This window comes from Listeria aquatica FSL S10-1188, assembly GCF_000525795.1.
Lineage (GTDB): Bacteria > Bacillota > Bacilli > Lactobacillales > Listeriaceae > Listeria > Listeria aquatica.
The window spans coordinates 52226-78462 of sequence record NZ_AOCG01000009.1 but is presented as its reverse complement, the minus strand read 5'-3'; the positions used below and the strand labels follow the sequence as shown (position 1 = coordinate 78462).

The 26237-nt window shown below is 39.2% G+C and carries 29 protein-coding genes, 4 pseudogenes and 1 other annotated feature (1 of these 34 cut by a window edge); of the genes and pseudogenes, 30 read left to right on the top strand and 3 right to left on the bottom strand.

Annotated elements, in window-relative coordinates:
• The first annotated feature begins 568 nt into the window (after window positions 1–568).
• From MAQA_RS07420 to MAQA_RS07410, 3 genes are all read left to right on the top strand, one after another.
• Entirely contained in the window at window positions 569–1696 is a 1128-nt protein-coding gene (locus MAQA_RS07420) for a phosphoenolpyruvate hydrolase family protein (protein ID WP_241463155.1), read from the top strand.
• 120 nt (window positions 1697–1816) lie between these two features.
• Window positions 1817–3046 (top strand): Tm-1-like ATP-binding domain-containing protein, encoded by a 1230-nt coding sequence (locus MAQA_RS07415; RefSeq protein ID WP_036072697.1) that lies wholly within the window; start codon window positions 1817–1819, stop codon window positions 3044–3046.
• Window positions 3039–3872 carry a phosphoenolpyruvate hydrolase family protein gene (locus MAQA_RS07410; RefSeq protein ID WP_036072693.1) on the top strand — a complete coding sequence of 278 codons (834 nt, stop codon included), beginning with the start codon at window positions 3039–3041 and terminating at the stop codon, window positions 3870–3872. Before MAQA_RS07415 ends, MAQA_RS07410 begins: the two co-directional genes overlap by 8 nt.
• A gap of 803 nt (window positions 3873–4675) precedes the next feature.
• Here MAQA_RS07410 and MAQA_RS07405 read toward each other — a convergent pair.
• On the bottom strand, window positions 4676–5317 hold the full coding sequence (locus MAQA_RS07405; RefSeq protein WP_277619951.1) for an MFS transporter: 642 nt from the start codon (window positions 5315–5317) through the stop codon (window positions 4676–4678).
• Between the two features lie 387 nt (window positions 5318–5704).
• Here MAQA_RS07405 and MAQA_RS16100 point away from each other — a divergent pair, with 387 nt between their 5' ends.
• The 6 genes and pseudogenes from MAQA_RS16100 to MAQA_RS16095 all read left to right on the top strand — a co-directional run bounded on the left by MAQA_RS16100 (window position 5705) and on the right by MAQA_RS16095 (window position 12214).
• Window positions 5705–5833 carry a hypothetical protein gene (locus tag MAQA_RS16100; protein WP_277619948.1) on the top strand — a complete coding sequence of 43 codons (129 nt, stop codon included), beginning with the start codon at window positions 5705–5707 and terminating at the stop codon, window positions 5831–5833.
• Window positions 5834–5939: 106 nt separating this feature from the next.
• On the top strand, window positions 5940–6356 hold the full coding sequence (locus tag MAQA_RS07400) for a DUF6157 family protein (RefSeq protein ID WP_036072688.1): 417 nt from the start codon (window positions 5940–5942) through the stop codon (window positions 6354–6356).
• A 195-nt stretch (window positions 6357–6551) separates the two neighbouring features.
• A pseudogene (locus tag MAQA_RS07395) lies at window positions 6552–8140 on the top strand (PucR family transcriptional regulator ligand-binding domain-containing protein).
• A gap of 130 nt (window positions 8141–8270) precedes the next feature.
• Window positions 8271–9536, top strand: a complete 1266-nt coding sequence (locus MAQA_RS07390; RefSeq protein WP_420911939.1) for a cytosine permease — start codon at window positions 8271–8273, stop codon at window positions 9534–9536.
• 33 nt (window positions 9537–9569) lie between these two features.
• Window positions 9570–10670, top strand: a complete 1101-nt coding sequence (locus tag MAQA_RS07385) for a DUF917 domain-containing protein (RefSeq protein WP_036072686.1) — start codon at window positions 9570–9572, stop codon at window positions 10668–10670.
• Window positions 10663–12214 (top strand): annotated as a pseudogene (locus tag MAQA_RS16095) (hydantoinase/oxoprolinase N-terminal domain-containing protein). Before MAQA_RS07385 ends, MAQA_RS16095 begins: the two are co-directional and overlap by 8 nt.
• Window positions 12215–12259: 45 nt before the next feature.
• On the opposite strand, the pseudogene MAQA_RS07375 reads toward MAQA_RS16095, so the two are convergent.
• Window positions 12260–12863 (bottom strand): annotated as a pseudogene (locus tag MAQA_RS07375) (YdeI/OmpD-associated family protein).
• 157 nt (window positions 12864–13020) lie between these two features.
• On the opposite strand from MAQA_RS07375, the gene MAQA_RS07370 reads away from it, so the two are divergent.
• The 17 genes and pseudogenes from MAQA_RS07370 (at window position 13021) to MAQA_RS07310 (ending at window position 24142) form a co-directional block, all read left to right on the top strand.
• The gene (locus tag MAQA_RS07370; protein ID WP_036072683.1) at window positions 13021–13782 is read left to right on the top strand and encodes a threonine/serine exporter family protein; all 762 of its coding nucleotides are present in this window, start codon (window positions 13021–13023) and stop codon (window positions 13780–13782) included.
• A 17-nt stretch (window positions 13783–13799) separates the two neighbouring features.
• Window positions 13800–14225: a threonine/serine exporter family protein gene (locus tag MAQA_RS07365; RefSeq protein ID WP_036072680.1), complete on the top strand. Its 426-nt coding sequence runs from the start codon at window positions 13800–13802 to the stop codon at window positions 14223–14225.
• A 198-nt stretch (window positions 14226–14423) separates the two neighbouring features.
• Complete coding sequence (locus MAQA_RS13725; protein ID WP_052008531.1) at window positions 14424–14672, top strand: MerR family transcriptional regulator; 249 nt, start codon at window positions 14424–14426, stop codon at window positions 14670–14672.
• The gene (locus tag MAQA_RS14445) at window positions 14662–14841 is read left to right on the top strand and encodes a hypothetical protein (protein ID WP_159099964.1); all 180 of its coding nucleotides are present in this window, start codon (window positions 14662–14664) and stop codon (window positions 14839–14841) included. Before MAQA_RS13725 ends, MAQA_RS14445 begins: the two co-directional genes overlap by 11 nt.
• Before the next feature lie 107 nt (window positions 14842–14948).
• Window positions 14949–15233, top strand: a complete 285-nt coding sequence (locus MAQA_RS13715; protein WP_159099963.1) for a GyrI-like domain-containing protein — start codon at window positions 14949–14951, stop codon at window positions 15231–15233.
• Window positions 15234–15854: a GyrI-like domain-containing protein gene (locus MAQA_RS07355; protein ID WP_036072677.1), complete on the top strand. Its 621-nt coding sequence runs from the start codon at window positions 15234–15236 to the stop codon at window positions 15852–15854.
• A 70-nt stretch (window positions 15855–15924) separates the two neighbouring features.
• Complete coding sequence (locus tag MAQA_RS07350; protein WP_036072674.1) at window positions 15925–16335, top strand: Hsp20/alpha crystallin family protein; 411 nt, start codon at window positions 15925–15927, stop codon at window positions 16333–16335.
• Between the two features lie 120 nt (window positions 16336–16455).
• Window positions 16456–17442, top strand: a complete 987-nt coding sequence (locus MAQA_RS07345) for a glycosyltransferase family 2 protein (RefSeq protein WP_036072672.1) — start codon at window positions 16456–16458, stop codon at window positions 17440–17442.
• An 11-nt stretch (window positions 17443–17453) separates the two neighbouring features.
• Window positions 17454–18212, top strand: coding sequence for a glycosyltransferase family 2 protein (locus MAQA_RS07340; RefSeq protein ID WP_241463154.1), 759 nt, complete (start codon window positions 17454–17456; stop codon window positions 18210–18212).
• 25 nt (window positions 18213–18237) lie between these two features.
• Window positions 18238–18474, top strand: coding sequence for a hypothetical protein (locus MAQA_RS15560; protein ID WP_241463153.1), 237 nt, complete (start codon window positions 18238–18240; stop codon window positions 18472–18474).
• A gap of 50 nt (window positions 18475–18524) precedes the next feature.
• A pseudogene (locus MAQA_RS07335) lies at window positions 18525–18948 on the top strand (Rrf2 family transcriptional regulator).
• A 64-nt stretch (window positions 18949–19012) separates the two neighbouring features.
• Window positions 19013–19648, top strand: a complete 636-nt coding sequence (locus MAQA_RS07330; protein ID WP_036072670.1) for an NAD(P)-dependent oxidoreductase — start codon at window positions 19013–19015, stop codon at window positions 19646–19648.
• 152 nt (window positions 19649–19800) lie between these two features.
• Window positions 19801–20514 (top strand): glycoside hydrolase family 73 protein, encoded by a 714-nt coding sequence (locus tag MAQA_RS07325; protein WP_338151621.1) that lies wholly within the window; start codon window positions 19801–19803, stop codon window positions 20512–20514.
• Complete coding sequence (locus MAQA_RS16385) at window positions 20486–20656, top strand: GW domain-containing glycosaminoglycan-binding protein (protein ID WP_338151620.1); 171 nt, start codon at window positions 20486–20488, stop codon at window positions 20654–20656. Before MAQA_RS07325 ends, MAQA_RS16385 begins: the two co-directional genes overlap by 29 nt.
• A 274-nt stretch (window positions 20657–20930) precedes the next feature.
• Window positions 20931–21977, top strand: a complete 1047-nt coding sequence (locus tag MAQA_RS07320; protein WP_052008528.1) for a glycoside hydrolase family 73 protein — start codon at window positions 20931–20933, stop codon at window positions 21975–21977.
• 123 nt (window positions 21978–22100) lie between these two features.
• Entirely contained in the window at window positions 22101–23180 is a 1080-nt protein-coding gene (locus MAQA_RS07315; protein WP_036072668.1) for a M42 family metallopeptidase, read from the top strand.
• 206 nt (window positions 23181–23386) lie between these two features.
• On the top strand, window positions 23387–24142 hold the full coding sequence (locus MAQA_RS07310) for a TrmH family RNA methyltransferase (RefSeq protein ID WP_036072667.1): 756 nt from the start codon (window positions 23387–23389) through the stop codon (window positions 24140–24142).
• Between the two features lie 33 nt (window positions 24143–24175).
• Here the strand turns inward: MAQA_RS07310 and MAQA_RS07305 are convergent, their stop codons facing one another.
• Window positions 24176–24535 carry a DUF6054 family protein gene (locus MAQA_RS07305; RefSeq protein ID WP_036072665.1) on the bottom strand — a complete coding sequence of 120 codons (360 nt, stop codon included), beginning with the start codon at window positions 24533–24535 and terminating at the stop codon, window positions 24176–24178.
• A gap of 146 nt (window positions 24536–24681) precedes the next feature.
• Between MAQA_RS07305 and MAQA_RS07300 the strand changes: the two genes are divergently transcribed.
• From MAQA_RS07300 to MAQA_RS07290, 4 genes are all read left to right on the top strand, one after another.
• Window positions 24682–25014, top strand: coding sequence for a winged helix-turn-helix transcriptional regulator (locus MAQA_RS07300; protein WP_036072656.1), 333 nt, complete (start codon window positions 24682–24684; stop codon window positions 25012–25014).
• 72 nt (window positions 25015–25086) lie between these two features.
• Complete coding sequence (locus MAQA_RS15555) at window positions 25087–25293, top strand: hypothetical protein (RefSeq protein ID WP_241463152.1); 207 nt, start codon at window positions 25087–25089, stop codon at window positions 25291–25293.
• Entirely contained in the window at window positions 25274–25465 is a 192-nt protein-coding gene (locus MAQA_RS15550; protein WP_241463151.1) for a DUF4430 domain-containing protein, read from the top strand. Before MAQA_RS15555 ends, MAQA_RS15550 begins: the two co-directional genes overlap by 20 nt.
• Entirely contained in the window at window positions 25452–25997 is a 546-nt protein-coding gene (locus tag MAQA_RS07290) for an ECF transporter S component (RefSeq protein ID WP_036072748.1), read from the top strand. The genes MAQA_RS15550 and MAQA_RS07290 overlap by 14 nt, the downstream gene beginning before the upstream one ends.
• Window positions 25998–26037: 40 nt before the next feature.
• Window positions 26038–26237, top strand: a binding site (T-box leader) (it continues 32 nt past the right edge of the window).

Sequence of the window (26237 nt, the reverse complement as noted above, 5' to 3'; positions counted from 1 at the left end):
TGAGATAAATATTCTTTTTTTATGTTTAAATCAAAAGATATTCAACTTTCGATTTGAAAAAATAAATTAAATAATTTTCGTTTCTTAAAACGCCAACAGAAAAATTTTATCTTTGTAAATAATCTTTGGTGAACTTAATATAATTCGTTAACATCTCCACTTTAACTTCTCTCAGTCCTCCAATATCACTGTAATTGAAAAAAATTACATTGCTTATCTATCCACAACTTTTGGTTTTATATTTTTCGATAGACACATACGAAAAACTTGTCTGCTTATTGACTAAATTCCTCTCTACTATTCTCACAATATCTAGTACTAACTTGTAAATATTTACATAAAATAATATTTATTGGAGTCCTGCTATTTTTAACAGAGTTAAAAATAGCATTTTGTTCATTTCAAATCAGAAGAAGTTTGGGCATTTAGTTGTATTCTTTAGCCTCCTCATGTAAGCTTTTCATAAAGCCCTTTTTATTAACAAGAAAGTAGGGACTGCTTTATGGAACGAAATGAAATCTTAAAAAAAATTACGTCGTGAACTCCGATCAGGCATCGTCTGCTTGGTGTGGCAACTGGAACAGGGATGACTGCTAGCTATGCCGAACAAGGGGGCGCTGACTTCACCTTGATTTTAAATTCTGGTCGCTTCAGACAAATGGGGCGGAGTTCACTTGCCGGCTTTTTACCATTTGCTAATAGTAACCAGCTTGTATTTGATTTTGCGATGCGCGAAATTATTCCCCTCATTCATAAAATTCCCGTAATTTTCGGATTAAATGGAACAGATCCAACGATAGATATCCCGCAATTTATTCAAACTATCAAACAAAGTGGATTCTCAGGCATTAATAATTACCCATCAGTCGGTCTTATTGATGGTGCTTTTCGTGAAGCCTTGGAAGCAGACGGGAATCTCTATGACCTAGAAGTAGAGGCCATTCGTGCTGCTCATCAAGCCGATTTATTTACAATTGCTTTTGTCTTTAACGCTGACCAAGTTCGCAAGATGACACAAGCGGGGGCTGACGTGATTTGTATTCATCTGGGGCTTACAAGTGGCGGCTTACTTGGGGCACAAAAAGTACTTTCACTTGAAGCCGCTATAGAAGAAACCAAAACCATGATCGAGCGGATCCCTAAAAATCGCAAAAATGTTTTCAAGATGGTTTATGGAGGTCCAGTCAAAACGCTTGTCGATATTCGCTATCTGTATAACCATATTCCAGAACTCGACGGTTACATTGGCGGATCTACTTTCGAACGTCTTCCTTCTGAAGAGGTCATTGTCCACCAAACACGTGATTTCAAAAAATCAGAAATCACCTCGGATGGGAGTTTACTCGCACAAATGCTCGATGGTATTGAAAAGCATTATGATTATGTCGAATTTGTCAAAAAATATGTCGAAGCCAACTACAGCGAACCGATCCAATTAGCAGAACTTGCGCAAGTAGCTCATTTATCGCCCAGTTATTTAAGTACGCTTTTTAAAGAAAAAGTGGGGTATAGCTTTACTGAATATTTGATTCGATTCCGCCTCAATAAGGCGGTCGAATGGATGCGACAAGATCCTAAACGCTCCCTAAAAGAAATTGCCTTAGGGATCCATTATCAAGACTACGCCCAATTTAATAAAGTTTTCAAGAAATACATGGGGATGTCTCCGAAAGAATACCGACGACAAATCACCTAACATAAAGACTATTTATCATAACATAAAAACGTTTACATAAATATTGAAAGCGCTATAATAAAAGTGTAGTAAGTTAACGGACGCGCCCGTAAAAAACTTCTGATGAAGGAGGACTTTGCTTTGAAAACAGTTGCATTAATCGGGACCTTTGACACTAAAGGCGCTGAATACAGTTATATAAAAAAGCAAATTGAAAAATTAGGATTAAACGTTTTAACGATTCACGTTGGCGTATTTGAACCAGCATTCAAACCAGATGTTTCCAATCAACAAGTTGCTAAAGCTGCTGGAAGTGATATTCATTCCTTAGCTGAACGAAAAGATCGTGCATATGCAACAGAAGTTTTATCATTAGGTGTGAAAAAAATAGTGCCTAAATTATATGAAGAAGGACGATTTGATGGAGTTTTATCATTTGGAGGGACAGGGGGAACTTCACTAGTTGCCCCAGGCATGCGAGAACTTCCAATTGGTGTTCCCAAAATAATTGTTTCCACTGTGGCTTCTGGAGATACATCGCCTTATATTGGCACGAGCGATCTCATCTTAATCCCATCCATTGTTGATGTAGCAGGATTAAACAAAATTTCTGTTCAAATTTTTAACAATGCTGTTTTGGCCATGGCAGGTTTGCTTAAATTTGAAGCCGAACCATTCTCGAGCGACAAGCCGTTAATCGCTGCTTCTATGTTTGGGGTAACGACGCCAGCAGTTAACTTTGCACGGAACTATCTAGAAGAGCGAGGCTATGAAGTGCTCGTCTTTCATGCAACAGGGATTGGCGGAAAAACGATGGAATCACTTATTCAGTCCGGCTTTTTCCACGGAGTATTAGATTTAACGACGACGGAATGGGCGGATGAGTTAGTTGGAGGTGTGTTAAATGCTGGCCCAAATCGTTTGGAAGCCGCCTCAAAGACGCAAACGCCTCAAGTTGTTTCTGTCGGAGCACTGGATATGGTGAATTTTGGACCGTATGATACAGTTCCAGAGAAGTTTAAAACACGTCAACTTTACAAACATAATCCTACAGTTACATTGATGCGCACGACAGTGGAAGAAAATCGACAATTTGGCGAGAAAATTGCTGAAAAGTTGAACCTTGCAGAAGCTTATACGACACTTATTATTCCAGAAAAAGGGGTGTCTGGCATAGATGTAGTGGGAGAACCTTTCTACGGAGAAAAAGAAGATAAAGTTTTGTTCCAAACCTTAATAGAACAAATCACAAATCCAGTTGTTGAAATTATTCAGCGACCAGAAGCTATTAATGATAAGACTTTTGCAGAATTTGCAGCACAAAAATTGATCACGTTAATCGAAGAGAAGGAAGGTAAAAACAATGAATAAACAAACAAGAAAAGAAATTTTAGAGGCTTTTAGAAAACGGATAAAACAAGGAGAAATTTTAGTTGGAGTTGGAGCAGGTACAGGTATTACCGCTAAAAGCAGTGAAGCTGGCGGTGCAGATATGTTGATTATTTATAATTCAGGACGCTACCGAATGGCCGGACGAGGTTCTCTTGCAGGCCTACTCTCGTATGGAGATGCGAACCAAATCGTTGTGGACATGGGGAGTGAAGTGCTTCCTGTCGTTGAACATACGCCTGTTTTAGCTGGTGTTTGCGGCACAGATCCGTTCCGTGTAATGGATGTTTATTTAAAACAATTAAAAGATCAAGGATTTAATGGCGTTCAAAATTTCCCAACAGTTGGCTTGATTGATGGGACATTCCGTCAAAACTTAGAAGAAACCAATATGGGTTATGATCTCGAAGTTGATATGATTCGAAAAGCACACGAATTAGATCTTCTCACAACACCTTATGTATTTGATCCAGAACAAGCTCGTAAAATGGCGGAAGCGGGCGCTGACATTTTAGTAGCTCATATGGGACTCACAACAAAAGGAACTATTGGCGCCAAAACAGCTCTTACGCTGGACGATTGTGTTACAAAAATTGAAGAAATTATTCAAGCAGGTCGCAAAGTAAACCCTGATATCTTAGTTATTTGTCACGGGGGACCGATCGCTGAACCAGAAGATGCGAAATACGTTATTGAACACACATCGGGCATTGATGGATTCTTCGGCGCTTCAAGCATCGAACGCTTCGCAGCTGAAAAGGGAATTAAGAGCCAAACAGAAAACTTTAAAGCAATTAAACAGAATTGATTTTTTCACTCTAATTCGTACCTGATAGCTATTTGAAATTCAATCCATGCTGTATATTTGGTCATCAGATCTCTCATTACTATAAACTGTTGAAAACTCGCCATGCATTCAATGTGTGGCGAGTTTTTATGCTGCTACAAGAAGAGCATATTGAATGAACTTCTAAGAGAAGTCTCTAATTAAGAATAAATTTGCAAAGTAGGAGGTATTTAGAGTTGTTTTCCAAAAGCTTCCTATAGCAGACAAACTTAATTACTTAGATTTTGAATTTGATTATGCATTCCTAAGTTAACTTTTTATTTGTTACTTGTTCAAGCTCTGTTCTAAGTTTTTCACAGAAAAAAAAAGAACTGAAAAGTAAGGTGCTGATCATGATAAGGATAAATGTGAAGAGATAAAAACTATTTGCCGTTAGTAAAAAGTTACCTACAGGTGGACCTAAGAAATAAGCGAGATTTCCTCCCATGGTAACGAAAGAAAAATAAGTAGTTTGTAAATATGGCGGTGCAATTTTTGCAGTTATGCCTGGAGTTTTGGTGCGATGAAAATTTCTCCAAGAGCAAAAAGAACGGCAGATACAAAAATCAAGAATGTGATCTTAGAGAAAAAGAACAGACAAGTAGCACCTATGTAGAAAAAGACACCGATGCATAGCAAGAGAGGGGTTTTCACTTTTTTTACTAATCAGTGTTATAAAAGGCTGAACAATAATGATTGTAAAAGTCATGATACTTAGCATTGCGGCAACTAATTTGACTCCTGTTGATCCAAACAGATTTTTTAAATAGAGCGAAAAGCTTGTTTCATATTGAACCTCGATAAAGAAAATACAAAAAAAAGGCTAGAAATAGCAAAACTGCTCGTCTATCCTTAACAATCGTAAGAAAATCATGAAACGGTGATGTTTTTTTTGAATCAATTTTTGGTTTTAAATCATGGGGAACAATAATGTAGGCTACAATGGAAATAAGGAGTAAGATAACGCTAAAAATGATGAAAGGTGTAGGTGTATTTCCAGCACCAATAAACACCCCAACTATTGGTCCTAACACACCGCCAAGGTTTGTTGCCCAGTAATTAATATTCATAACGCTATCGATATATTCAGTTTTCGTTGTATTACTAAGTGCAGTCATGATAATCGGATTATAAATCGACCAGCCTATGCCACTTATAGTTGCAGATAGTATAAGCATATAAAAATTTGTAAAAATAATATAACCAAGAATTCCTAACATTGGAAATAAAAGTGAAAAAATAGTTCCCCATTTAAAAGAAATCCGGTCAATTACATTTGCAGCGAAAAGTCCGATCAAAAGTTGTATAGCAGATGGGATGCCGATAATAAAACCAATGGATGCCACAGAGATCGTCAACCTGTTGGATAGATAGATCATGAGAAAAGGTATAGACATAAAACGCAAGAAATTAATTGCAAAACTAATAATTAAGTAAAAAAAATGTAATTTTATTTATCTTTTCTGAAAATTTAATCCGCATGTTGTCATCTCCTAATGTTGTTTAGATCACTATAGCATAAATAGTTAGATTAGTGAATTCTTTTTTTGGTTGACAGAGATATTAATCAACTGTACCATGACAATGATAACGTTGTCATTAATTACAATCTAGAAGGAGACGAATAGAATCTAAAAAATGTGGTAACTAAGCTAGAAAAAGAAGATATCGAATTTGATAGTCTGTAACTAATAAAGTAAATATTTGAGAACAAAAGATATTGAGATAAACATGACTAAGACAAAATAATCATTTATAATGGTTAAACAAACTGATATTAATAAATTATTTTAAACCAAGATTGGTGGCCCAAAATGTCTATATTTATTGAACTTACAAATCCGATTCATGGGGGAGAAGGTTGGAAAATCGGTGAGGTTTTATGGAGTCCAGTTGCTTCAACTTGGAATAAAGTGTTGAAATATATATCCAAAAAAAGATAAAGCACAAAAAGAAATGATGATTTTTTGGTGAAGAATTTATAAGCCATCGTATAGTGAACTAAAACCTAATTTTTTTTAAAATTTGAGAGCTGGAGGAGAAAAAGCAATGAGTTATCAAAATACATTTATTCGAGTTTCAGAGGATACAAAGGCAAGCGCCGGTGTAAAGCCACCTATGAAAGAAAAACCAACTATTGCAAGCCTTGAATATCAAATTATCATGACGCATCCGTATGAAAAAACAGAAGCAGATGTGCAGTTTGAATGTGAGGTTATTCGAAAAGGAATGAGCTTTTCAACTAGTAAAGAAGAAATAGAAGCTCGTGAGACTTTTTTTGCTAAACCGCATGCTTGCTTTCGCTCCTCGCCACTAGTTAAAACATATGGATTCGGAATCCATTATGATGAAAATGGACATATCATGATTTATGGCATGGAGACCCCAGCTTATCAAAAACTAGCACAAGATGAAAAGCTAATAATCAAGAAGGGAATGCGAAGTAATCGCAAGAAAAAAGAATAACACAGCAAAGTGTTTCTTGACAGAACTTCTTTTAGTTAGTTTTCATTTCAAAAGAAAATGAATGGTCGTGAATGAGGCAAAACTTAGCTACTCGTTTATTTTATAGCTGGGTTTTGTTTTTTTTGTCTTTAAAACCTATCAAAAAAAATGGTGCTATCTGGTATACTAAAAACTATTAAGGAGGAGGTGCTTAGAATGAGTCTGAAACTTCGTGAATTGCTGTGCTTGCCTTCTTTAAAAAATGCTAAGGTTGTAGCAGGGCGATCGGGTCTAGAAAGATTTGTTTCTTCCATTTCTGTTTTGGAACATACGGATACGGAAGCTTTTGAGGCAGAATTGTTTAATAATAATGAATTTTATGGCGACGAAATTGTGATTTCTGGTCTCATTAGTATTAAAGACAATGAAGAAGCACAGTGCAATATGATTCGTAAGCTACGACGCGCTGGTGAGATCGGATTGATTTTATATTATGTAGGAATTTATCTCCCCAAAGTTAGCCAAAAAATGATTGAACTCGCTGATGAACTAGGTTTCACATTGATTGTGATGCCGGAAAACGAACGTGCCCTTCGCTACAGTGAGGTCATTTATGAAGTCGTTGAGGCGATTGTGAAGCAAGAAATGAATGAAACGCAATTTTCAGGAAAACTCTTAGAACAAATTTCAATGCTACCAGAAAATCAGCGAAGCGTCGACACAATGCTTAAAATTCTTGCAGATCGAACTAAAACCTCTGTTGCTCTCGCCGATAATAGTGGACAACTTGTCAATGCAGTATCGTGGCCGCGGAGTAGTACCTTGGATTTAGGCGAGAACATTCAAACGATTAAAAACGAAGAAATTATGCAAGAACAGCAGATTTGGAAGACGAAACGCCCTATTCTGCAAAATGGGAACCAAACGATGTCGCTGTACCTAATGAAAGAGCAAACGGCGCTCACTGAAAATTTGGCTAGTCAGATTCATGAAGTCGTTCAAGTCTTCATGAATCTTTGGGGCGAGAATTATCAAGAAGCGAGTCCGCGTGAACTGATGAAAGCCATCATGAATAACGAAAGTGTCAAAATGCGCCGCCTCGGGAAGTTGTTTGATATCGACGTTTCTGCGATTCAAAATATGTGGTTGATCGCTGTTAAAGACTTGCAAAAAAAATAACGAAGTCTTGCATTTTTTTAAAACAAACCGTGGCACCTTGTTTCAACGTTTCTTTCATTGATTTTTATGATGATTTTATCGTTGTTCTTATGGACAAAAGTAGGAAACAAGATGAGTTTGAATCACTTGCTACTGAGTGCTCTTTTGAAATGGAGAAGCAGGGAATCAGCATGTCACTCATCAAATGCTTTGGCACGACAAGTACGGTTGAAGTCCAAGAAGCCTATATGACCGTAAAAAATTATTTATCAGCGGCTCGAAAAGTTTATCCATCAAAAACGATTTTTTTCTCTATCAAGAAATTGAATTTGTAGCAGACTGTTTAGAGATTGTATATAGCGGGGGAAGTAGCGGTGGCAGAAACTCTTAAACAATTAAAACCACTGATGCTTACGGGAAATAATGAGGATGAATTACTCGTAACTCTAGCGGCATTTTTGCTAGATGCTGAACTTAGCTACCGAAAAGCGGCAGAAAAACTTTATTTGCACCGGAATACGATCAAGTATCGGATCAACAAAGTGAATGAGCTCCTTGCGTTTCCAGTCACTAAGATTCCTGAGAGCTACAAAGTATATCAGGCCATAGCAGTTTGGCGAATTTTAGGTGAGAATTATAAAAACTAATGCAAAACGGATAATTTTTGTCACTTTTGACAAGAATTGTCCGTTTTATTTTGCTTTTTTGCTAATTACTTCAATTTTGAGTTTTTGTATAATGGAGGCATTACTAAAAAGGAGGCAGAAAATTATGGTAATACAAAACACAAACAATCAAGAACAAGCACAATCTTGGACGGGTCTTGCTTTTGTCTGGACTGGCGCAATGATTTGCATTCCGAGCTTGATGATCGGCGGGACCCTGATTGCAGGCATGTCATTTTGGGAAGCGATCCTAACCGCTCTAATCGGCCATGGCATCATCGTTGTTTTGATGATCTTTCAGGGAATCCAAGGAAGCGACTTAAAAATGCCAGCTGTTAAAGCTGCTGGCCAAGTATTCGGCAAGCAAGGCTCAAAAAAACTGATTTCCATCATCCTTGCGATTAGTTGCCTCGGCTGGTTTGGCATCCAAGCGAATGTTTGCGGAATGGCTTTCTCTCAGTTTTTAGGTCTCTATCAGATTGATTTCCCCGTCTGGCTTTCTTCCATCGTCTGGGGTATTATCATGCTTGTTTCCGCTCTTTATGGCATCAAAATTTTGAATTTGTTAAATTATATTGCCGTTCCCGTTTTGCTCGTTGTCTGTCTCTACGCGCTTGTTGTTTCATTAAAGGAAGGCATTTCACCAGTCTTTCAACATCAGCCAACGACACACTTGCCGTTTTTCAGCGGACTTTCGATCACAGTTGGTTCATTTGCACTTGGTGCGGTCATCGCTGGTGACTATTCACAGTATACGAAAAAACGTGGTGACATTGTCAAAGCATCTATCCTTGGCATCTTACCTTCTGGGATTTTTATGATTTTAGTCGGAGCTGTTTTAGCAATCACAGCAGGAACAGCAGATATCACGGCTGTCTTTACGGAACTTGGACTACCTGTTATCGGTGTGGTTGCCCTTGTTCTTGCCACGTGGACAACGAATGCTGTCAATGCTTTTTCAGGAGGTATCGCCATTTGTAATATCTTCAATTTTTCAAAAAGCAAGGAAAAAATCGCAGTCGCTTGTGCTGGCATTCTCGGAACCATTTTAGCAGCGTTTGGGATTTTAAATTATTTTGTACCGATTATGAATGTGTTATCCGCGATGGTTCCTCCGGTTGCAGGTGTTATGATTGCCTCTTATTGGGTCATTCAAAAAGGTGATAAAACGAAATGGCAAGAAGTAAAAGGGGTAAACTGGATGGGAGTTACAGCTTGGTCTGTTGGCGCAATCATCGCCTGCATCCCAGTTATTTTCAGTTTCTTCAAAGAACTTCCCCAGTTTCCGAACCAGCCCCTAATTGGCTGTATTATTTCCTTTGTGATTTATCTAGTCGCAAAAAAAAGTGGTGGACAGTCGAAAAAAAACATGTATTAGAAGAAGATTTTTGAGTGAATAGGAGGAAGTTAGATGCGTTATTTAGATGAACAAGCCATTGAAGACATTGCTTTAGGTGCTGCATTTTTAGGTACTGGTGGTGGGGGTGATCCATATATTGGAAAAATGATGGCTCTTTCTGCTTTAAAAGAATATGGTCCGGCGAAACTGCTTTCGGTAGATGAAATCGCAGATGACGACTTTTTCATCCCAGCAGCGAGCATGGGTGCGCCCTCTGTTTTGATTGAAAAATTTCCAAAAGGAGATGAATACCTGCGAATTTTCGATAAGCTCGGGCGCTATATTGGAAAAGAGTTAACAGGGACCTTTCCGATGGAAGCAGGGGGTGTGAATTCCATGATTCCGATCGTTGTAGCTGCGCAACTAGGGATTCCACTTGTCGACTGTGATGGCATGGGTCGAGCTTTCCCTGAGCTTCAAATGGTAACATTCCATTTGCACGGGGTTTCCGCAACCCCGATGGCAGTTGCTGATGAAAAAGGCAATATTGAAATCCTTGAAACGCAAGATAATAACTGGACGGAACGCTTAGCGCGCGCTGCAACAGTTGAGATGGGGGCAAGCAGTTCTGTTGGGCTTTATCCTTGTAGTGGAAAAGATATTAAACAAGCTGGGATTCGAGGCATCGTTAGCTTATCAGAAAAAATTGGCCAAATCATTCAATCGAAACAGCAAGATCAAGCAGAAAAATTGAATCAACTACTTAAAGCAACGGATGGCTACCATTTATTTAGTGGAAAAATTGTCGATGTCGAGCGTGACATGGTAGGTGGATTTAACCGGGGCTGCGTCACTATTAAAGGGTTAACAGAAAATTCCCAAGATGAAATAAAAGTTTACTTCCAAAATGAGAACTTAATCGCTCAAAAAAATGGGGAAGTGATTGCGATGACTCCCGATTTAATTTGCTTAACAGATCTTGAAACTCTTCATCCGGTGACGACTGAATCATTAAAATACGGGAAGCGTGTCCATGTGTTAGGTCTTCCTTCAAATCCGCAGTGGCGAACTGAAAAAGGACTGGAAACTGTAGGACCTCGTTATTTCGGCTATGACCTTGACTTCATTCCGATTGAGAAAACGCAGGTAAAAGGAGGGACTGTCCATGTATAAAGTAGGGATAGATGTTGGTGGAACCAATACAGATGCGGTAGTATTAAATGAAAAATTTGAACTCGTTACAAGTACCAAAGTTCCAACTAGCGAAGATATTGAAACGGGTATTCGCGAGGCATTAAAACAAGTCTTTGAAAAGGCAGGAATTGAGCGAGAAAAGGTTTCTCATGCCATGCTTGGCACAACGCAGTGCACCAATGCGATTGTAGAACGAAAAAAAACTAGCACGAGTGGGTGTTATTCGACTTGGCTATCCAGCAACGGCCTCTGTTTTACCCTATACGGCTTGGCCAAAAGATCTGATTGACAAGCTTTCTGGAATATATCAACTGGCCTCAGGTGGATTTGAGTTTGATGGTGGCGAGCTTTCTGCTTTTTCAGAACCAGAAATTCGAGAAATTCTTCAAAGCTGGAAAGACAAGGTGGAAGCCATTGCCGTTGTAGGTGTGTTTTCATCTTTGAAAAATGAAGAGGAATTTCGTGTTGCAGAAATCGCTAGAGAAGAACTGGGTGAAAAAATTCCAGTTTCGCTTTCATCTACCATAGGGTCTATTGGATTGCTTGAACGTGAAAATGCCAGCATTTTAAACGCTGGACTATTTAAAGTAATGGAAGCAACCAGTCGAGGATTTGAAAAAGCGCTACAAAGTGAGGGCATTCATCAGGCAGAAGTTTTTCTTTGTCAAAATGATGGCACGCTTATGTCTATTGAATATGCAAGGAAATTTCCAATTCTTACAATTGCTTGTGGCCCAACAAATAGCATCCGAGGCGCAGCTTACCTAGCTGGATTAAAAGACGTTTTAGTACTTGATGTCGGTGGAACTACATCCGATATTGGTGTGCTCGCTGGCGGTTTCCCGCGTGAATCTTCTCTTGCGGTGGAAGTCGGAGGGGTTCGTACGAATTTCCGTATGCCGGATATCGTCTCTATTGGGCTTGGCGGGGGAAGTATTGTTCGGCGTGATGGCGACGAAGTGACGGTTGGACCAGATAGTGTGGGATACCGGATTACAGAAGAAGCACTCGTTTTTGGCGGAGAGACGATTACGGCTACAGATATCGCAGTTCGTTTAGGACATGCGAACGTTGGAGACCGGAAGAAAGCCGAACAAATTCCACTTGAATTTGCTGAAAAAGCCTATCAAAAAATTGCAGAGATGACAGAAGTCGCTATTGATAAAATGAAAACTAGTTCAGGAGATGTAGAGGTTGTTTTAGTTGGCGGTGGTAGCTTGATTATCCCCGATCAGTTGAAAGGAGTCCGTAAAATTATCCGAGATGAACATGGTGCTGTTGCAAACGCGATTGGAGCTTCCATTTCACAAATAAGCGGTGAATACGAACAAATTTATATTTACTCACAAAAACCGCGTGAAGAAGCTTTGCAAGATGCAGAGGAAAAAGCTTATGAAAAGGCAAGGCTTGCTGGCGCAGTTGTAGAAACGATCGAAGTTGTGGAAGTAGAAGAAATTCCGCTTGCTTACCATCCAGATAATGCAACTCGTCTTCGAATTAAAGCCGTTGGCGATTTAGTCTAAAAAAAAACCGTTGCTAGAAATAGCAACGGGTTTTTTTTAGCTTCTTCAATCTCGTAATCCTTTTCCAGCTAAAATCTGTGGAATGAATTTTTCGATGCGCGCTTCACGTGTTTTGCTTTGCTTTGCACCAGCAAAATAAAATAAATAAGCTTTTCTGCGTCCAGGCGTAAGTGACTCAAAAGCAGTTTTTTAAACGGGGATTCTCTTTTAGTTTTATCGCAAATTCTTCTGGCATATTAACGGTACTAGCTGTTTCTTTCTTTTCCACTTGTAAGCCTGATTTTTCGATTTGAATAGCTTCTAACACGTAAGCTTGAATAACTTTTCGAAGCTCTTCCACTTCTTCTTTTGACGTAAACCGCAACTGTTTGCCAACACGTGAATTTTCACCCACATCTAAAAGAACTTTTTCGGGATCTTTTAGCAAAGACCCTTTGAAAAATAACAGCGCGCAGTAAGCTTTAAATCCTTGAATCAAAACAATATTTTTATGATTGACGCTGTAACAAGGTTTATGCCATTTAAATTCCTCCGTTATTTCGTCATCGATATCCAGTAAAATCGTTCGAAGCTTTTCTGTTACTTCTTGCCAAATTGGTATTTCACGAACATAATCTTCCACTTGCGGATTAGCTTTGGTTTTCGCCATCATTATCGCTCCATTTCGTTCTTGTATAATTTTTCATAATTATAGCACGTCACTCTCAAAAATTTAACAAATAATAACTAAACTATTTTATAAAATTACTTTGACACCAGTCATTCTTCCCACCTATAATAAGTAAAGAGAGAAGGGAGCGGACGGTTTGAAAAGGGAAGACGATAAATTTATTATTCAAACTGCACTTTTAACGGGTAAGTTGTTGCTTGAAAATGGAGCAGAAACAGCCCGAGTTGAAGATACGATGGAACGAATTATTCGAAAAAGCCTTGGGAGCACGGCTTCTAAAAGCTATTATACTTATGTGACACTTTCGGGCGTTTTCGTAAGAACCGATCTAGCAGAAAATAGTTTTCTCCGAATCGACAGTCGTGGATATAACTTAGAAAAGGTTGTCCAAGTCAATCAAATTTCACGTGACTTCACAGAAGGAAAAACAACTCTTCCAGAAATGAAACAACGCCTTGAAAAAGTTGATGCGGATACAAGCCGTGACGCCATGTGGAAGCAGCTTTTTTTTACTGCGCTGTTAAGTGGTGCCATTGTTTTGATTTTTGGTGGCAGGTGGTCAGATCTTCCAAGTGCCATTACGGGCGGTGTTTTAGCGTACTTTGTATTTCAAAAATTAACGAACATGGCCGATTATCCATTCATTTTTGAATTTCTTTCCACTTTTATAGGTGGCCTATTCGGCTATCTCGTGCATCAGCTCATGGGCTCTGATATTAACCTAACGATGATCGGCACAGTCGTTCCACTTGTTCCTGGGATTGGGATTACAAATGCGATTCGTGACTTACTTGCGCGACACTATATTTCGGGAATTATTCGGCTGTTCGAGAGTTTATTTGTGGCAGCAGCTCTTGGATGTGGTGTAGCTCTTGTTATTTTGTTGTTTAATTCGTAGGAAAAGGGGAAGTTTTCATGTTTTTCGAACTGATCTACCATTTTATTTTCAGTTTCATCGCTTCATGCGCTTTCGGTTTTTTGTGTCGCATTCCGAATAAGACAATTATTGCTGGAGGAATTGTTGGCGGAGCGGGCTGGCTAGGGTATTATATGATGAGCACAAACGGTTTCGGTGTTTTCATCACAAGTTTTTGCTGTTCCCTCATTTTAAGCACATTGAGCTATGCCTACAGCTACATTCGCAAGTACCCCTCCACAGTTTACTTTATACCAGGACTTGTCCCAGTTGTTCCGGGGATCACCTTTTATGAGGTCTTCAAGGAACTATTTACGAACCATGCGGATGTTGCTTTAACCACCTTTTTTAATGTTATTGCTTCAGCTGTAGTCCTAGCATGCGGGATTATCATTGGGAATATTTTATTTTTGTTGCTTTTTTAAACCGATTATCAATCAAGTTAAAACTGCTTTCAGATGAGAGCAGTTTTATTTTGTCTAGCTTTCAATCTACAAGCGATGGATTCTACGATATACTTAAAGAAATTGGACCCACTACAATTTTTCCTAGGAAGTTAGTTCTAAGTTGACTCTACCACAGTGTCAGTCTTTAAAATGATAACAAAGGAGAGAAAAGCAGGTATGTTTCGCATTGGTGATTTTTCTAAACTCGCACAAATAAGCGTTAGAATGTTACGACACTATGATAAGCTCGCTCTCATTAAACCAGTTAAAATTGACGCAACAACAGGATATCGTTATTATGAGGCTCGTCAGCTAGAAGATGTCGAACGTATTCGAGAATTACAAAGCATGGGTTTTTCCTTAAAGGAGATAAAGTGGATTTTTGAGCAGTCGGATGAAAAACAAGCGCTTTTTTTTGCTTTATGAAAATCGCTATCAAGCATTAAAAAAAGAAGCAGAAAAACTAAAAGAACAAATGAAGCGCTTAAAAGAAGCGAAGCCTTATTTTAAGCACAATCAGCACTACTTAGTGAAAGTGAAAACTTTGCCAGAACGAAGAGTCCTCAGTTTGCGCAAAAAAAATCCCCAACTATAATGCTGAGGGAGTCCTTTGGAAAAAACTTTATCAAAAAGCAGCAAGAGAAAAAAATTTCTTTTTCAAAAGAGCGGCTCGACTGTGCGATTTTCCATGATGCTAGTTATTTGGAGAACTGGCCGGATGTTGAAGTGCAATCGGTTATTCTTGATGCAGAAGAAAACCTTGATTTTAAGAAAGTACCTGAACAATTAGTGGCAAGTATTACTTTTAGCGGTTCCTATGAAAAGATGGCAGTTGTGACAGAAACTTTTGCCAAATGGATCGAGTCTAATCCTTACGAAATTGCGGGCCCGATGTTAAATATCTATCACGTATCGAAAGCAACTGAAGAAGACACCGAAAAATGGCTTACAGAAGCGTGCTTTCAAGTGAAAAGGAGAGATGAATAAGTGAAATATGAATGGCGTAAAGAAGAAAAGGAACTTTATTTGCCCAAGAAACAGCCAGTTTTTCTGGATGTTCCGAAAATGTGTTACCTGACAATCGATGGCGAAGGAGACCCTAATGAAAAGGATTTTCAAGAGCACGTAGCAGCGCTTTATGCGGCTGCTTATACGATTCGAATGCTACCGAAAAAAGGGCTAACTCCTGAAGGTTATTTTGAGTATACCGTCTATCCACTTGAAGGAGAGTGGACAACGAAACAACGAGATGCTGGTCCACTTGATAAATCTTTATTTGCTTATAAGATCATGATCCGACAGCCGGAATTTGTTAACCAAAAATTATTCGAAGAAATCAGTCCCCTTCTTGAAAAGAAGCTTTCAAACGAACAAATTCAGAAGTTGAGGTTAGAAGAATCCACTGAGGGACCTTCAATTCAAATGCTACATCTTGGCTCGTATGATACAGAACCCGCGAGCTTTGCTCAAATGGAACAGTTCGCATCGGATAAAGGATTTGAACGGGTATCAAAGGATCATAAGGAGATTTATTTGTCTGATCCCAGAAGAACGGCACCTGAAAATTTAAAAACAGTTCTTCGATTTGCTGTGAAGCAAAAACTTTGACCTTTTCTGACTATAGAGCTACAATAGAATTGTAAGGTAAGAATAAGAAGGTTATGAGGAGTGATGAATGATGATGAACTTACCACAAATGCATCACAGCGACTTCTTTGACTTATTCCCATCTGTCTTTGATGGAAACGTTAACCTATTAAATGGAAGCCAAATGAATGTCGACATTTCAGAAACTGAGGAAAACTATCAAGTGAAAGCGGATTTACCAGGTTTTAACAAAGAAGACATTCGCGTTGATTTTGAAAATGGTATTTTGACAATTAAAGGACAACGTGAAAAGAAAGCGGACGTGAAAGATGACGCGGGAAACTTTATTCGTCGTGAACGTTCAAGCGGCTCTATCAGCAGAAGCTTTGCACTTCAAAATGTAGATGCGAGTGGAGTGAAAGCAGACTTTGTGGATGGCGTTTTAAGCATTGTTCTTCCAAAATTAGAAAATAGTGACCATACAAAAATTGAAATTAAATAACGAATGCTTAAAAGCTGCTGGAATTTTCTTCCAGTGGCTTTTTTGTTTGCAATAGACAAAAGTTTTCAGAACGGGTATCCTTAAGGGGAAGCGTATTTCTTTGCGTAAAGGAGCTCGAAAATGAAAGAAAAATTAGTCAGTGTGATTGTGCCTGTATATAATGTAGAAAAAGATTTGATGCGCTGTGTTAATTCGATTTTGAATCAAACATATCCGCATCTTGAAATTTTATTAATCGACGATGGTTCTACGGATTCTTCTGGGGAAATGATAGACCAGCTGACAGATACTCGTGTGAAAAAAATTCATCAACTGAATAGTGGTCAAGCAGGAGCACGGAATACGGGTTTAAATCTTGCAACTGGGGATTATATTGTGATGGTAGATAGCGATGATTGGATTCAGGAAAATTTAGTTGAAGTTTGTCTGAAAACAGCTGAGGAGTCACATGCTGATCTCGTTTTATTTACTTCTTATAATGTAAACCAAGAAGGGAAAAAACAATATGTGCCTCGAAATTCTGGATACTTGCTGACAGATGCGGGAAGCGTTCCTTGGAACAAATTTTATGACTCTCAGCTGTTACGGGATATTCGTTTTCCACTTGGGACTTGGTACGAGGATTTGGGAATGATTCCGGCTGTCGTTTTACGGGCAAAAAATCCTGTGAAGCTTGACGAAGCTCTCTATTTTTATCAGACGGATCGCATGGATTCCCAGTCGAACCTTAAACAGGATCTTAAATTTCTTGAAGTCATTCCGATGCTTCAGCATGTGGAAGCTGAGATGAAGCGGTTGAAGATTTATAATGGAAATGAACAGGAACTCGAATGGCTTTATATGGAACACCTCGTTTATCGCACGGTTCTTCGAAAAATCATTGATCTCAAGTCCATTAAATTGCGTAAGGAAGCACTGAGAGAGGTGAAGCAAGTTCTGGAAGAGAGGTTCCCGCGCTGGAGAAAAAACGGGTACAGTTCTGGCCACGGGCTAACGGCAAAACTGAAGAAAATCGCGGTACGTCTTTATCTCGCTGGCTTTGTTCGACTCGGGGATTGGGTTTGGAAAGTGCCGTTTGAAAAAAGACGCCAAAAAACTGGCTTTTAAAGGAGAAAAACATGAAAGTAAGTGTGATTATCCCCGCTTATAATGTGAGCGAATATATTGATGCTTGTATCGATTCTGTGATGAATCAATCTTATCCAGATCTTGAAGTGATTGTTGTGGAGGACGGATCAACGGACGATACGGGTGAAAAGTTAAAACAGTTGCAGCAAAAGTATCCTTCTCTTCAAGTAATTCGGAAGGAAAACGGTGGGTTGTCAGCTGCGAGAAATGATGGCGTGAAGCTTTCAACAGGAACTTATCTTGCTTTTGTTGATAGTGACGATGTTATTGACAGAACGATGTATGAACGAATGGTGAAAAGCCTTGAGCAAGCAGATGCAGAAATCGTAACGATCGGGGTGAGCCGACTTCGCGGCGAAGATGTTTATCCTTCTGTTCTTCATGAACGTTTTATGCAAGAAACAAAAATTGGAACGAATTTGCATGAAACAAACGAGTTGCTTTATGATACGACGAGCTGGAATAAATTGTTTAAACGCAGCTTTTGGGATGAGAATCAGTTTGCTTTCCCAGTGGGAAAAACCTTTGAAGATATTCCTGTTGTTATTCCTGCCTATTTAAAAGCTGAGCGCGTCAATTTACTCGCCTCGATAGGCTACTACTGGCGTTCAAGGGAATCTTCGGGATCTATTACGCAACAACGGAACAATGTTCGCATGGTAAAGGATCGACTGGATGCTTTAAGGGTTTGTGATCAAGCCTTTAAAGGGGTGACGGATACAAAACTCATCCAAGCAAAAAAAAGATAAATTCCTAGCGATTGACTTATTTTCAATGATCGAATGGCTTTTTCTCGCGCCTAAAGAAGATTATGAGGAAATTCGCGGACTCGTTTCAAGCTATATTGAGCAGACTGATTTGAAAACTGATTTAGTAAAGCTACCGAAAAGGAAACGCAAAATGTTTGAGGCGCTACTTTCGGACCGGCAAAGTGCTTTTAAATGGCAAGGGCGACTCTACTTCTTGCAAAAGGCTTATGGAAAAATTTCTTTTCCTTCTAAAAACAAGTAATTTGACAAAGAAACAGGTTGTAACTATAATGGTTACAAAGAGGTGAGGGAATGGCCATTTCAACACGTTTTAGTGTCGCGGTGCATATTTTGACGTTAGTTGATCGAAATCGCGGCGAACAAATAACCTCTGAGGAGATCGCGGGGAGCGTTGGAACGAACCCGGTTGTAATCCGGCGCATCATGAGCCTTTTTAAAGAAAGCTGGGTTGCTTCATTCAAGTCCTGGTGCTAGCGTGACTTATTTGACGCGTGATCCGGAAGAGATTTCGCTCTATGAAGTGTACCGAGCTGTGGAAGGGGAAAAGCAGTTATTTGATATGCATCAAAATCCCAATCCAAATTGTTTCGTTGGTGCTCACATTCAAGATGCGCTTGATGATGCCTTTTTAAATGCGCAGCGAAAGATGGAAGCTGAATTAAAAAAGGTGAGTTTACAAGATATTCGTGCAAGTATGGAAAGCAAGGCGAATTAGATTTGCCTTGCTATCAAAAACATTTGATTGTAACTGTTTTAGTTACATATAAGGAGGAAGAATCATGAAAGTAGCCATTATTGCAGCTGCAGGAAAAGCTGGTCATTTGATTTTAGAGGAGGCTGTTAAACGGGGAATGGATGTGACGGCGATTGTTCGTCATAAAGAAAAAATTACGAATCCAAATGTAGAGGTGTTAGAAAAGGACTTATTTGATTTAACGTTTGCAGACTTAGAGGGGCAAGATGTAGTTGTCGATGCGTTTAATGCGCCACTTGGAAAAGAAGACCTGCATCAAAGTTCACTTGCGCATTTGATTGAGCTTTTAAAAGGACATGAAGAGATTCGATTAATGGTTGTTGGTGGGGCAGGTAGTTTATATGTCGACCCTGAGAAGACAACTCGTCTCATGGACACAAAAGACTTTCCAGAAGCTTTTCTTCCAACGGCTTCTAATATGGGAAAAGCTTTTGATGAACTGAAGGCGACAACGAATTTGAACTGGACGTATGTTAGTCCTTCTGCTTTCTTTAACCCTGATGGAGCAGCAACGGGAAGCTATCAAATGGGCGCTGACAACTTGCTTACAAATGCTAGCGGAGAAAGTGAAATCAGTTTTCTAGATTATGCACGTGGCTTTGTTGATGAAATCGAAAAGGGCGAACATCAGCGTGAACGTATCACGCTTGCTTCGAAATAGTGGAAAAACTCCTTGCATTTGCGAGGAGTTTTTTTGTAGGAAAGAAAGTCTTAAGTTTTCTAAAAGAATCTTAAAATCAGTCTTAAGATGGCTTGATTTCTCCCCTTTTTTCACGTATTGTTTAGCTAAAAGAAACAGGAGGAGATGCTTTTTTGAGAAAGTGGACGAAAAAGAAGAAGCGGCGAATTTACTTTTTGACGGGCATTTTTACATCGGTTGTTCTTCTGTTTGTTTTGGCTGGGATGCTCCGGAATGCGTATTTAGAATTTACGGCACCATCTCCTGCTTACGACAACGAAAAACAGCATTTCATCAGCAAACTCGTCCCACGCGCGCAGCAAATTCAAAAGGAACATAATATTTTGACGAGCGTTACGCTTGCTCAGGCGATTCTTGAGTCAAACTGGGGAAAAAGCGAGCTGGCGATTAAAGCGAATAATTTATTTGGAGTGAAAGGGTCAGCAGGCGTTCCGTTAATTAATATGACGACAAAGGAATTTCAAGATGGAAAATGGATCGAGATCAAAGCGAATTTTCGAAAATATACAAGTTTTGATGAATCACTTGATGATCATGCGAATCTCTTTTTAAATGGGACTTCTTGGGCGAAAGATAAATACCGGGCTGTAATTGATGCCAGAGATTATAAAACGGCTGCAAAAGCAATCATGGATGCGGGATATGCGACTGATCCAACTTATGCTTCGAAACTTACAACGCTGATTGATGACTATGACTTAACGAGCTACGATGAAGTAGGGGCGAAAGTCATTCGAAATCAGCTTGCGGGGTACAAAGCAAAGGTTAAAAAAAGACGCAGAAGGAACGGTTTATGGTATGCCTTATGGACTCCCTGGAGCAACTAAAAATGAAAACTTAACTTTTTACGCGAGGGATACTTTGAATGTTCTCCGTGTTGCGGAAACAACCAACGGAAAATGGGTTCAATTTGCTGTTGATGGGAAGACAGCAGGTTGGGTTAAAGCGGATTTAATTCAACGAAAATAACCGAAAATGGATTGAAATTAACACTTTTTAGTTGTCTTATTGGTAGTTCATTAGACCTAACAAAGTGCGTTTCAATCCTTTTTTTTTGTTTTTTTTTCGTTTTGCGCAACCTAAGCAAGTGAATGGTTTTTATTGTTTTGTCATTTTTGTAACCTAAAAGAAATATATATTACATAAAAGTTTTGTTAGAATGAAATGGTTGCTAAGAAAGAACACATGTTTTTATATCTTTGAGGTATAAAAATTTATTCAAAAAAGGATGTGCAAACTCATTATGTTTTCAATTGCTAAGAAGCACTTGCTTAGAATAGGGCTCGTCAGCCTATCGTTTTCGATGATCGCTCTTCCTATGCAAGCAAAGGCGGATGACTCATCTGCTCGGATAACTTCCGCGCAACAAGCTTTCATTAATGAAATTGCGCCACATGCAAAAAGAGTTCAAAAAGAACATGGAATTTTAGCCAGCATTACAATTTCTCAAGCGATTTTAGAATCGAATTGGGGGAAAAGTCAGCTTGCCCAAAAAGGAAAAAACCTATTTGGCATTAAAGGAACCTTCCGCGGGAGATCCATTTATTTGCCAACTAAAGAGCATAATGGCGTGGTCTATGTTGGAACAAAAGCTGCTTTTAAATCGTATCCGTCTTGGTACGATTCACTGAATGATCATGCACTTTTATTTGCTGAGGGCCCAAGCTGGAATAAAAAATTATATGCGCGTTTGCTTGGGGAAACGAATTTCCGTTTAGCAGCGCAAGCTTTGGCTGAAACGGGTTATTCATCGGACCCAACATACGCAGCGAAGTTGATTGAAGTTATTGAAAAGTTTGGTTTAGCAACTTATGACCGTTCAGAACTGGCTCTCGATCAAATGTCTTCGGTTACTCAGACTTATGCAGTCGGTCAAATGAAAGAACACCGTGTATTAAATATTTGGAGTTCACCAAATATACGTGAAGCAAAACTTCTCGCTAGCTTCTCGAATGATTTCGATCCCAAAATTGAAATTTTACGTGAAGCCAAAATGGATAGTAATAAAATTTGGTACCAAATTGAACTTGGCTCTCAAGTGGGTTGGGTAAATAGTGATGTGGTTGAGTTGATTTATACGACATCAGGAAAAACGCCATTTAAAAATCAAAGCGTTGGACTCGCGGGTGCCGGAAGTACTTGGCATAAGCGATTAACGGGTCAAAATGGCTTTAATCAAGTTGCCTTAAATAGTGATGAATCAAGTGACAAACTTCCTTTTTTTAAGAAGTTTTCTGTAGTTAGTGCGGTCACTTTAATGACTAATACAAAATTGCATTTGAGTATGTAATTAATAATAAACCGAAAATTCTAGCGCTTATTTAAGCTTGAATTTTCGGTTTTAATGCGTCTAAGCAAGTTTTCTGTTTTTTTTCTGCTATAATAAGAAACATGAAGGAAAGGATGTGCTGAAATGGATCAGGAATTAGAAATGTTAAAAGCGTTGACGGATGCAAAAGGGATTGCTGGAAATGAACGTGAACCAAGACAAGTTTTTGAATCTTACATAAAAGACGCTGCCGATGAGCTTCACCATGATGGACTTGGGAGTAGCATTGCACTTAAAAAAGGTCAGGCAGATGGACCTAAAGTGATGATCGCAGGACACTTGGATGAAGTCGGTTTTATGGTTACACAAATTGACGCAGGCGGTTTTATTAAATTCCAAACGGTCGGTGGCTGGGTGCCTCATGTTATGTTGTCACAAAAAGTTACCGTTATTACTCGTGAAGGGGAAGAAATTCCTGGCTTGATTGGATCTAAACCCCCTCATCTAATGACGGCTGCTGAGCGGCAAAAATCTTTTGACATTAAATCGATGTTCATTGATGTGGGTTCGAATGACCGAGAAGAAACCGAAAGTTTTGGTATTCGGCCAGGAGACATGATTGTCCCTGCTTTTGAATTTACAACAATGAAAAACGAGAAGTTCTTACTTGCGAAAGCTTGGGATAATCGAATCGGTTTGGCTGTTGCTATTCAAGTGCTTAAAAATTTACAAAATGAAAAACATCCTAATAATGTTTACGGCGTTGGTGCTGTCCAAGAAGAAGTGGGATTACGTGGATCGAAAACGGCGACGCATTTTATTCAACCGGATATTGGTTTTGCAGTCGATGTCGGCATTGCTGGTGATACGCCGGGAATTAAACCAGAGGAAGCGCAAAGTAAAATGGGTAAAGGCCCGCAAATTATTTTATACGACGCTTCACTTGTCAGTCATCCTGGCTTGCGTAACTTTGTTACAGATGTAGCGGATGAACTCGGGATCCCGTATCAGTTTGATGCGATTCCTGGTGGTGGTACAGATGCTGGGTCGATTCACTTAACAGGTGACGGGGTTCCGTCACTGCCAGTTACGATTGCAGCACGTTATATCCATTCCAATGCATCAATCATCCATCGTGATGATTTTGAAGCAACGGTAAAACTTCTTACGGAAGTCATCAAACGTTTGGATGCTGAAACAGTCAAGAAAATTACATTTGGCTGAGGCTCAGAGAAAAGGCGCCCGATAAGTGGGCGCCTTTTTAGATTGCTTTTTTATGGATTCCTCTCTACAATAGAAACAGATTGCCGGATGAAGCTACTATGAAAATGTAATTAGGTCTTTATGACTATTTATGTAAAGAAGCAAAGCTGTTGTATAAAGGTAAAACTTCATTTTAGATTACAGAATTGTTACAAAGGAGAGGTTGGATGGAACTAATTCAGTCCACTAAAAATGAACGTGTCAAAAAATGGAAAAAATTGATGATGAAAAAAGGGCGAGCTGAACAAGGAACATACCTTGTTGAAGGCTTTCATTTAGTGGAAGAGGCGCTAAAGCAAGATGGACTTGTTGAAGAGCTGATCGTTGAAGAGGGTTTGTCATTTGACTTAGAGCGACCTAGTGAGATTCGAAAACACTTGGTGAGTCATGAGGTGAGCCACTATTTAAGTGAAACTAAAAGCGAGCAAGGGGTTTTTGCAGTCGTCAAAATGACGGAGCCAGAGCTTTTGTTTCTTGTTGATAAGAAGTTTTTACTTCTTGATGCGGTGCAGGATCCGGGGAATATGGGAACGCTGATTCGAACGGCAGACGCGGCTGGGTTTGATGCGGTCATTCTCGGTGCTGGGTCTGCGGATTTATATAATCCTAAGGTGATACGTAGTGCGCAGGGAAGTCACTTCCATATTCCTGTAATTAGTGGGAATCTTTTAGACTGGCTTTTTAGACTTGCAGATGAAGAAGTTCCAGTCTATGGCGCTTTCTTGGATGAAACGGCAATGCCTTACGATCAGGTTTCTAAAAAGGAATCGTTTGGGCTCGTTGTGGGGAATGAAGGAAATGGTATTTCGAAAACAATTGAAGAAAAAATCAGGCACAAAGTCTATATCCCTATTTATGGTGAAAGTGAATCCCTAAATGTTTCAGTCGCTGCGGGAATTTTGATGTATGCTTTGCGAAAATAAAAAACCTTGAAGGAGATTTGTCTCCTTCAAGGACTATTCCTTGGCGTTTTTTAATTTGATTTCGTGGATTAAAACAGGATGAAGCACTTTTTGAACGGAACGAATGTAGCTATTTGCGGCACCCCAATCAATATTGAAAATTAAATTATCGGAGCTTCCTGTTGAGATGGCTGTAACTTCTGATTCTCCGTGGAAGTTATTGATAGTAATGAAAAGAGCAGCTCGATTGGAAGCACGGAAGTAATATTTTTCGTAAGCGAGTGTTGCGAGTTTCCTTCCTTCGCCAAAGTCACGTATTTCTTCAAATACTGGTGTGCTGGTCGCTTGCGAAAGCTTAATCATATCCATCGTTTCTTCAACGGAACTTTTAACGATATAGCGACGACTCGGCATTTGTCTCACTCCTCTTCGTTTTCTTTCTTCTATTGTAAGCCCGTCTATTTAATTTCGCAATCCCACTTTTAAAAAATAAGCAACATGAATTTAATTAGTTACTTTCTGTTTGGTTTTGTGCTATAATACAAAAAGAGGTGAGAATTATGACGGAAGCACATAAAGTTTGTCCGAAGTTTGAATCCGCATTTCAGCTTCTTGGAAAACGTTGGACGGGTTTGATTATTAATGTTCTTCTCACAGGTCCAAAACGTTTTAAACAAGTGGCAGGAGAAATTCCGCAAATGAGTGATCGCGTATTAGCTGAACGTTTAAAAGAACTGGAAGAAATGGAAATTGTTGTAAGGCAAGTCTATCCAGAGACGCCTGTTCGCATTGAATATACATTAACGGAAAAAGGCAAAGATTTGAAAAAAGTCATGGAGCAGGTCCAGTGTTGGGCTGATAGGTGGATTCCACTTGAACAGACTGCAGAGTGATGAGATAATAAGAAACATGGCAATTATGGATATTGCTGTGTTTTTTTATTTTGGCTAAAAAGGGGAATGAACATGAAAAAGAAGGGGCTTTTTACGGCGCTCGTCATGATCGTTTTAATACTTTCAGCGTGTTCTTTTGCGGAGTCCACCAAGAAAACGCCGAGTATTGCGGTTACGATTCAAGTTACACAAAATGAAGGAAAAGAGAAACTGGAAACAAAAAAAAGTCCAAGCGAAAAAAGGAATGACGCTTTATCAAATGCTTCAAGACAACTTTAAAATTGCCGATGATAAAGGGATGATTACATCCATTAATGGCGTTTCTCAAGATGAAAAAGCTGGTCGTTACTGGTTTATTGAAATAAATGGTAAATTTGCAACAAAAGGCGCTAAAGAAACGAAGCCTAAAAATGGGGATAAAGTGAGTTTTGATCTTCATGAAGCCAACTAATGAAGTGATTCGATTTTCACTGAAAAATACTAAACTATTAGCGCTTTTGGCTGTACTTTCAGCGCTTGCGGCAGCGGGAAGAATTTTATTTGCTCCGCTGCCCAATATTCAACCGGTCACAGCCCTTGTTGTTATGTTGACGCTACTGTGCGGTGTTCGTTTTGGCGTTTTATTCGCGACACTTACGATGGTTGTTTCAAATATTGTGTTGGGGCTAGGGATTTGGACCTTTGGACAAGTTTTAGGATACGCATTTATTGCGCTTTTAACGGGCCTGTTCCTTCGACCTTACAGACAAAAAATACCGCTTTGGATGATGGCACTTTTTTGCGGACTGATGGGTTTTGTTTATGGGCTTATTCAAGCGCTTTTGATTGCTCCAATTTATGGGTTTGCTTATTTTTGGGTGTATTACCTAGCAGGGTTATCCTTTGATACGCTTCATGCTACCGGGAATATAGTCTTTTACTTCGTTTTGGCGCCGATTTTTTTACCTCTGTTAACGAGGCTTTTGCAGAAATATACTTGCTAATTTAAGTGAAACTGTTATAATGAGAAGTAATTAAATGATGCAAAAGACGATGACGGAGACAAGTAACAAAGAAATTCTTGTTTAGGGAGAAGCGGTCTATAGACTGGAAGCCGCTTTACTGGAAGCTTTGTGAAAATTTCAGCTCTAACAGTCGCTGCCGGGAACTAACTTATGGGGAAAGGCAGATCGGTGAAAAGCCGTTACCGGAATGAAGTGAAAGCAGTTTTTCTGTTTTTATTA

Bases quoted from the DNA above. Each gene is read 5' to 3' on its own strand.
- MAQA_RS07345 (WP_036072672.1), top strand. From the start codon at position 16,456: ATGAAAGAAAAATTAGTCAGTGTGATTGTGCCTGTATATAATGTAGAA.
- MAQA_RS07320 (WP_052008528.1), top strand. From the start codon at position 20,931: ATGTTTTCAATTGCTAAGAAGCACTTGCTTAGAATAGGGCTCGTCAGC.
- MAQA_RS07330 (WP_036072670.1), top strand. From the start codon at position 19,013: ATGAAAGTAGCCATTATTGCAGCTGCAGGAAAAGCTGGTCATTTGATT.
- MAQA_RS07310 (WP_036072667.1), top strand. From the start codon at position 23,387: ATGGAACTAATTCAGTCCACTAAAAATGAACGTGTCAAAAAATGGAAA.
- MAQA_RS07350 (WP_036072674.1), top strand. From the start codon at position 15,925: ATGATGAACTTACCACAAATGCATCACAGCGACTTCTTTGACTTATTC.
- MAQA_RS15550 (WP_241463151.1), top strand. From the start codon at position 25,274: ATGCTTCAAGACAACTTTAAAATTGCCGATGATAAAGGGATGATTACA.
- MAQA_RS07365 (WP_036072680.1), top strand. From the start codon at position 13,800: ATGTTTTTCGAACTGATCTACCATTTTATTTTCAGTTTCATCGCTTCA.
- MAQA_RS16385 (WP_338151620.1), top strand. From the start codon at position 20,486: ATGCCTTATGGACTCCCTGGAGCAACTAAAAATGAAAACTTAACTTTT.
- MAQA_RS07410 (WP_036072693.1), top strand. From the start codon at position 3,039: ATGAATAAACAAACAAGAAAAGAAATTTTAGAGGCTTTTAGAAAACGG.
- MAQA_RS07300 (WP_036072656.1), top strand. From the start codon at position 24,682: ATGACGGAAGCACATAAAGTTTGTCCGAAGTTTGAATCCGCATTTCAG.
- MAQA_RS07315 (WP_036072668.1), top strand. From the start codon at position 22,101: ATGGATCAGGAATTAGAAATGTTAAAAGCGTTGACGGATGCAAAAGGG.
- MAQA_RS07400 (WP_036072688.1), top strand. From the start codon at position 5,940: ATGAGTTATCAAAATACATTTATTCGAGTTTCAGAGGATACAAAGGCA.
- MAQA_RS13725 (WP_052008531.1), top strand. From the start codon at position 14,424: ATGTTTCGCATTGGTGATTTTTCTAAACTCGCACAAATAAGCGTTAGA.
- MAQA_RS07340 (WP_241463154.1), top strand. From the start codon at position 17,454: ATGAAAGTAAGTGTGATTATCCCCGCTTATAATGTGAGCGAATATATT.
- MAQA_RS07385 (WP_036072686.1), top strand. From the start codon at position 9,570: ATGCGTTATTTAGATGAACAAGCCATTGAAGACATTGCTTTAGGTGCT.
- MAQA_RS15560 (WP_241463153.1), top strand. From the start codon at position 18,238: ATGATCGAATGGCTTTTTCTCGCGCCTAAAGAAGATTATGAGGAAATT.
- MAQA_RS15555 (WP_241463152.1), top strand. From the start codon at position 25,087: ATGAAAAAGAAGGGGCTTTTTACGGCGCTCGTCATGATCGTTTTAATA.
- MAQA_RS07290 (WP_036072748.1), top strand. From the start codon at position 25,452: ATGAAGCCAACTAATGAAGTGATTCGATTTTCACTGAAAAATACTAAA.
- MAQA_RS16100 (WP_277619948.1), top strand. From the start codon at position 5,705: ATGTCTATATTTATTGAACTTACAAATCCGATTCATGGGGGAGAAGGT.
- MAQA_RS07305 (WP_036072665.1), bottom strand. From the start codon at position 24,535: ATGCCGAGTCGTCGCTATATCGTTAAAAGTTCCGTTGAAGAAACGATG.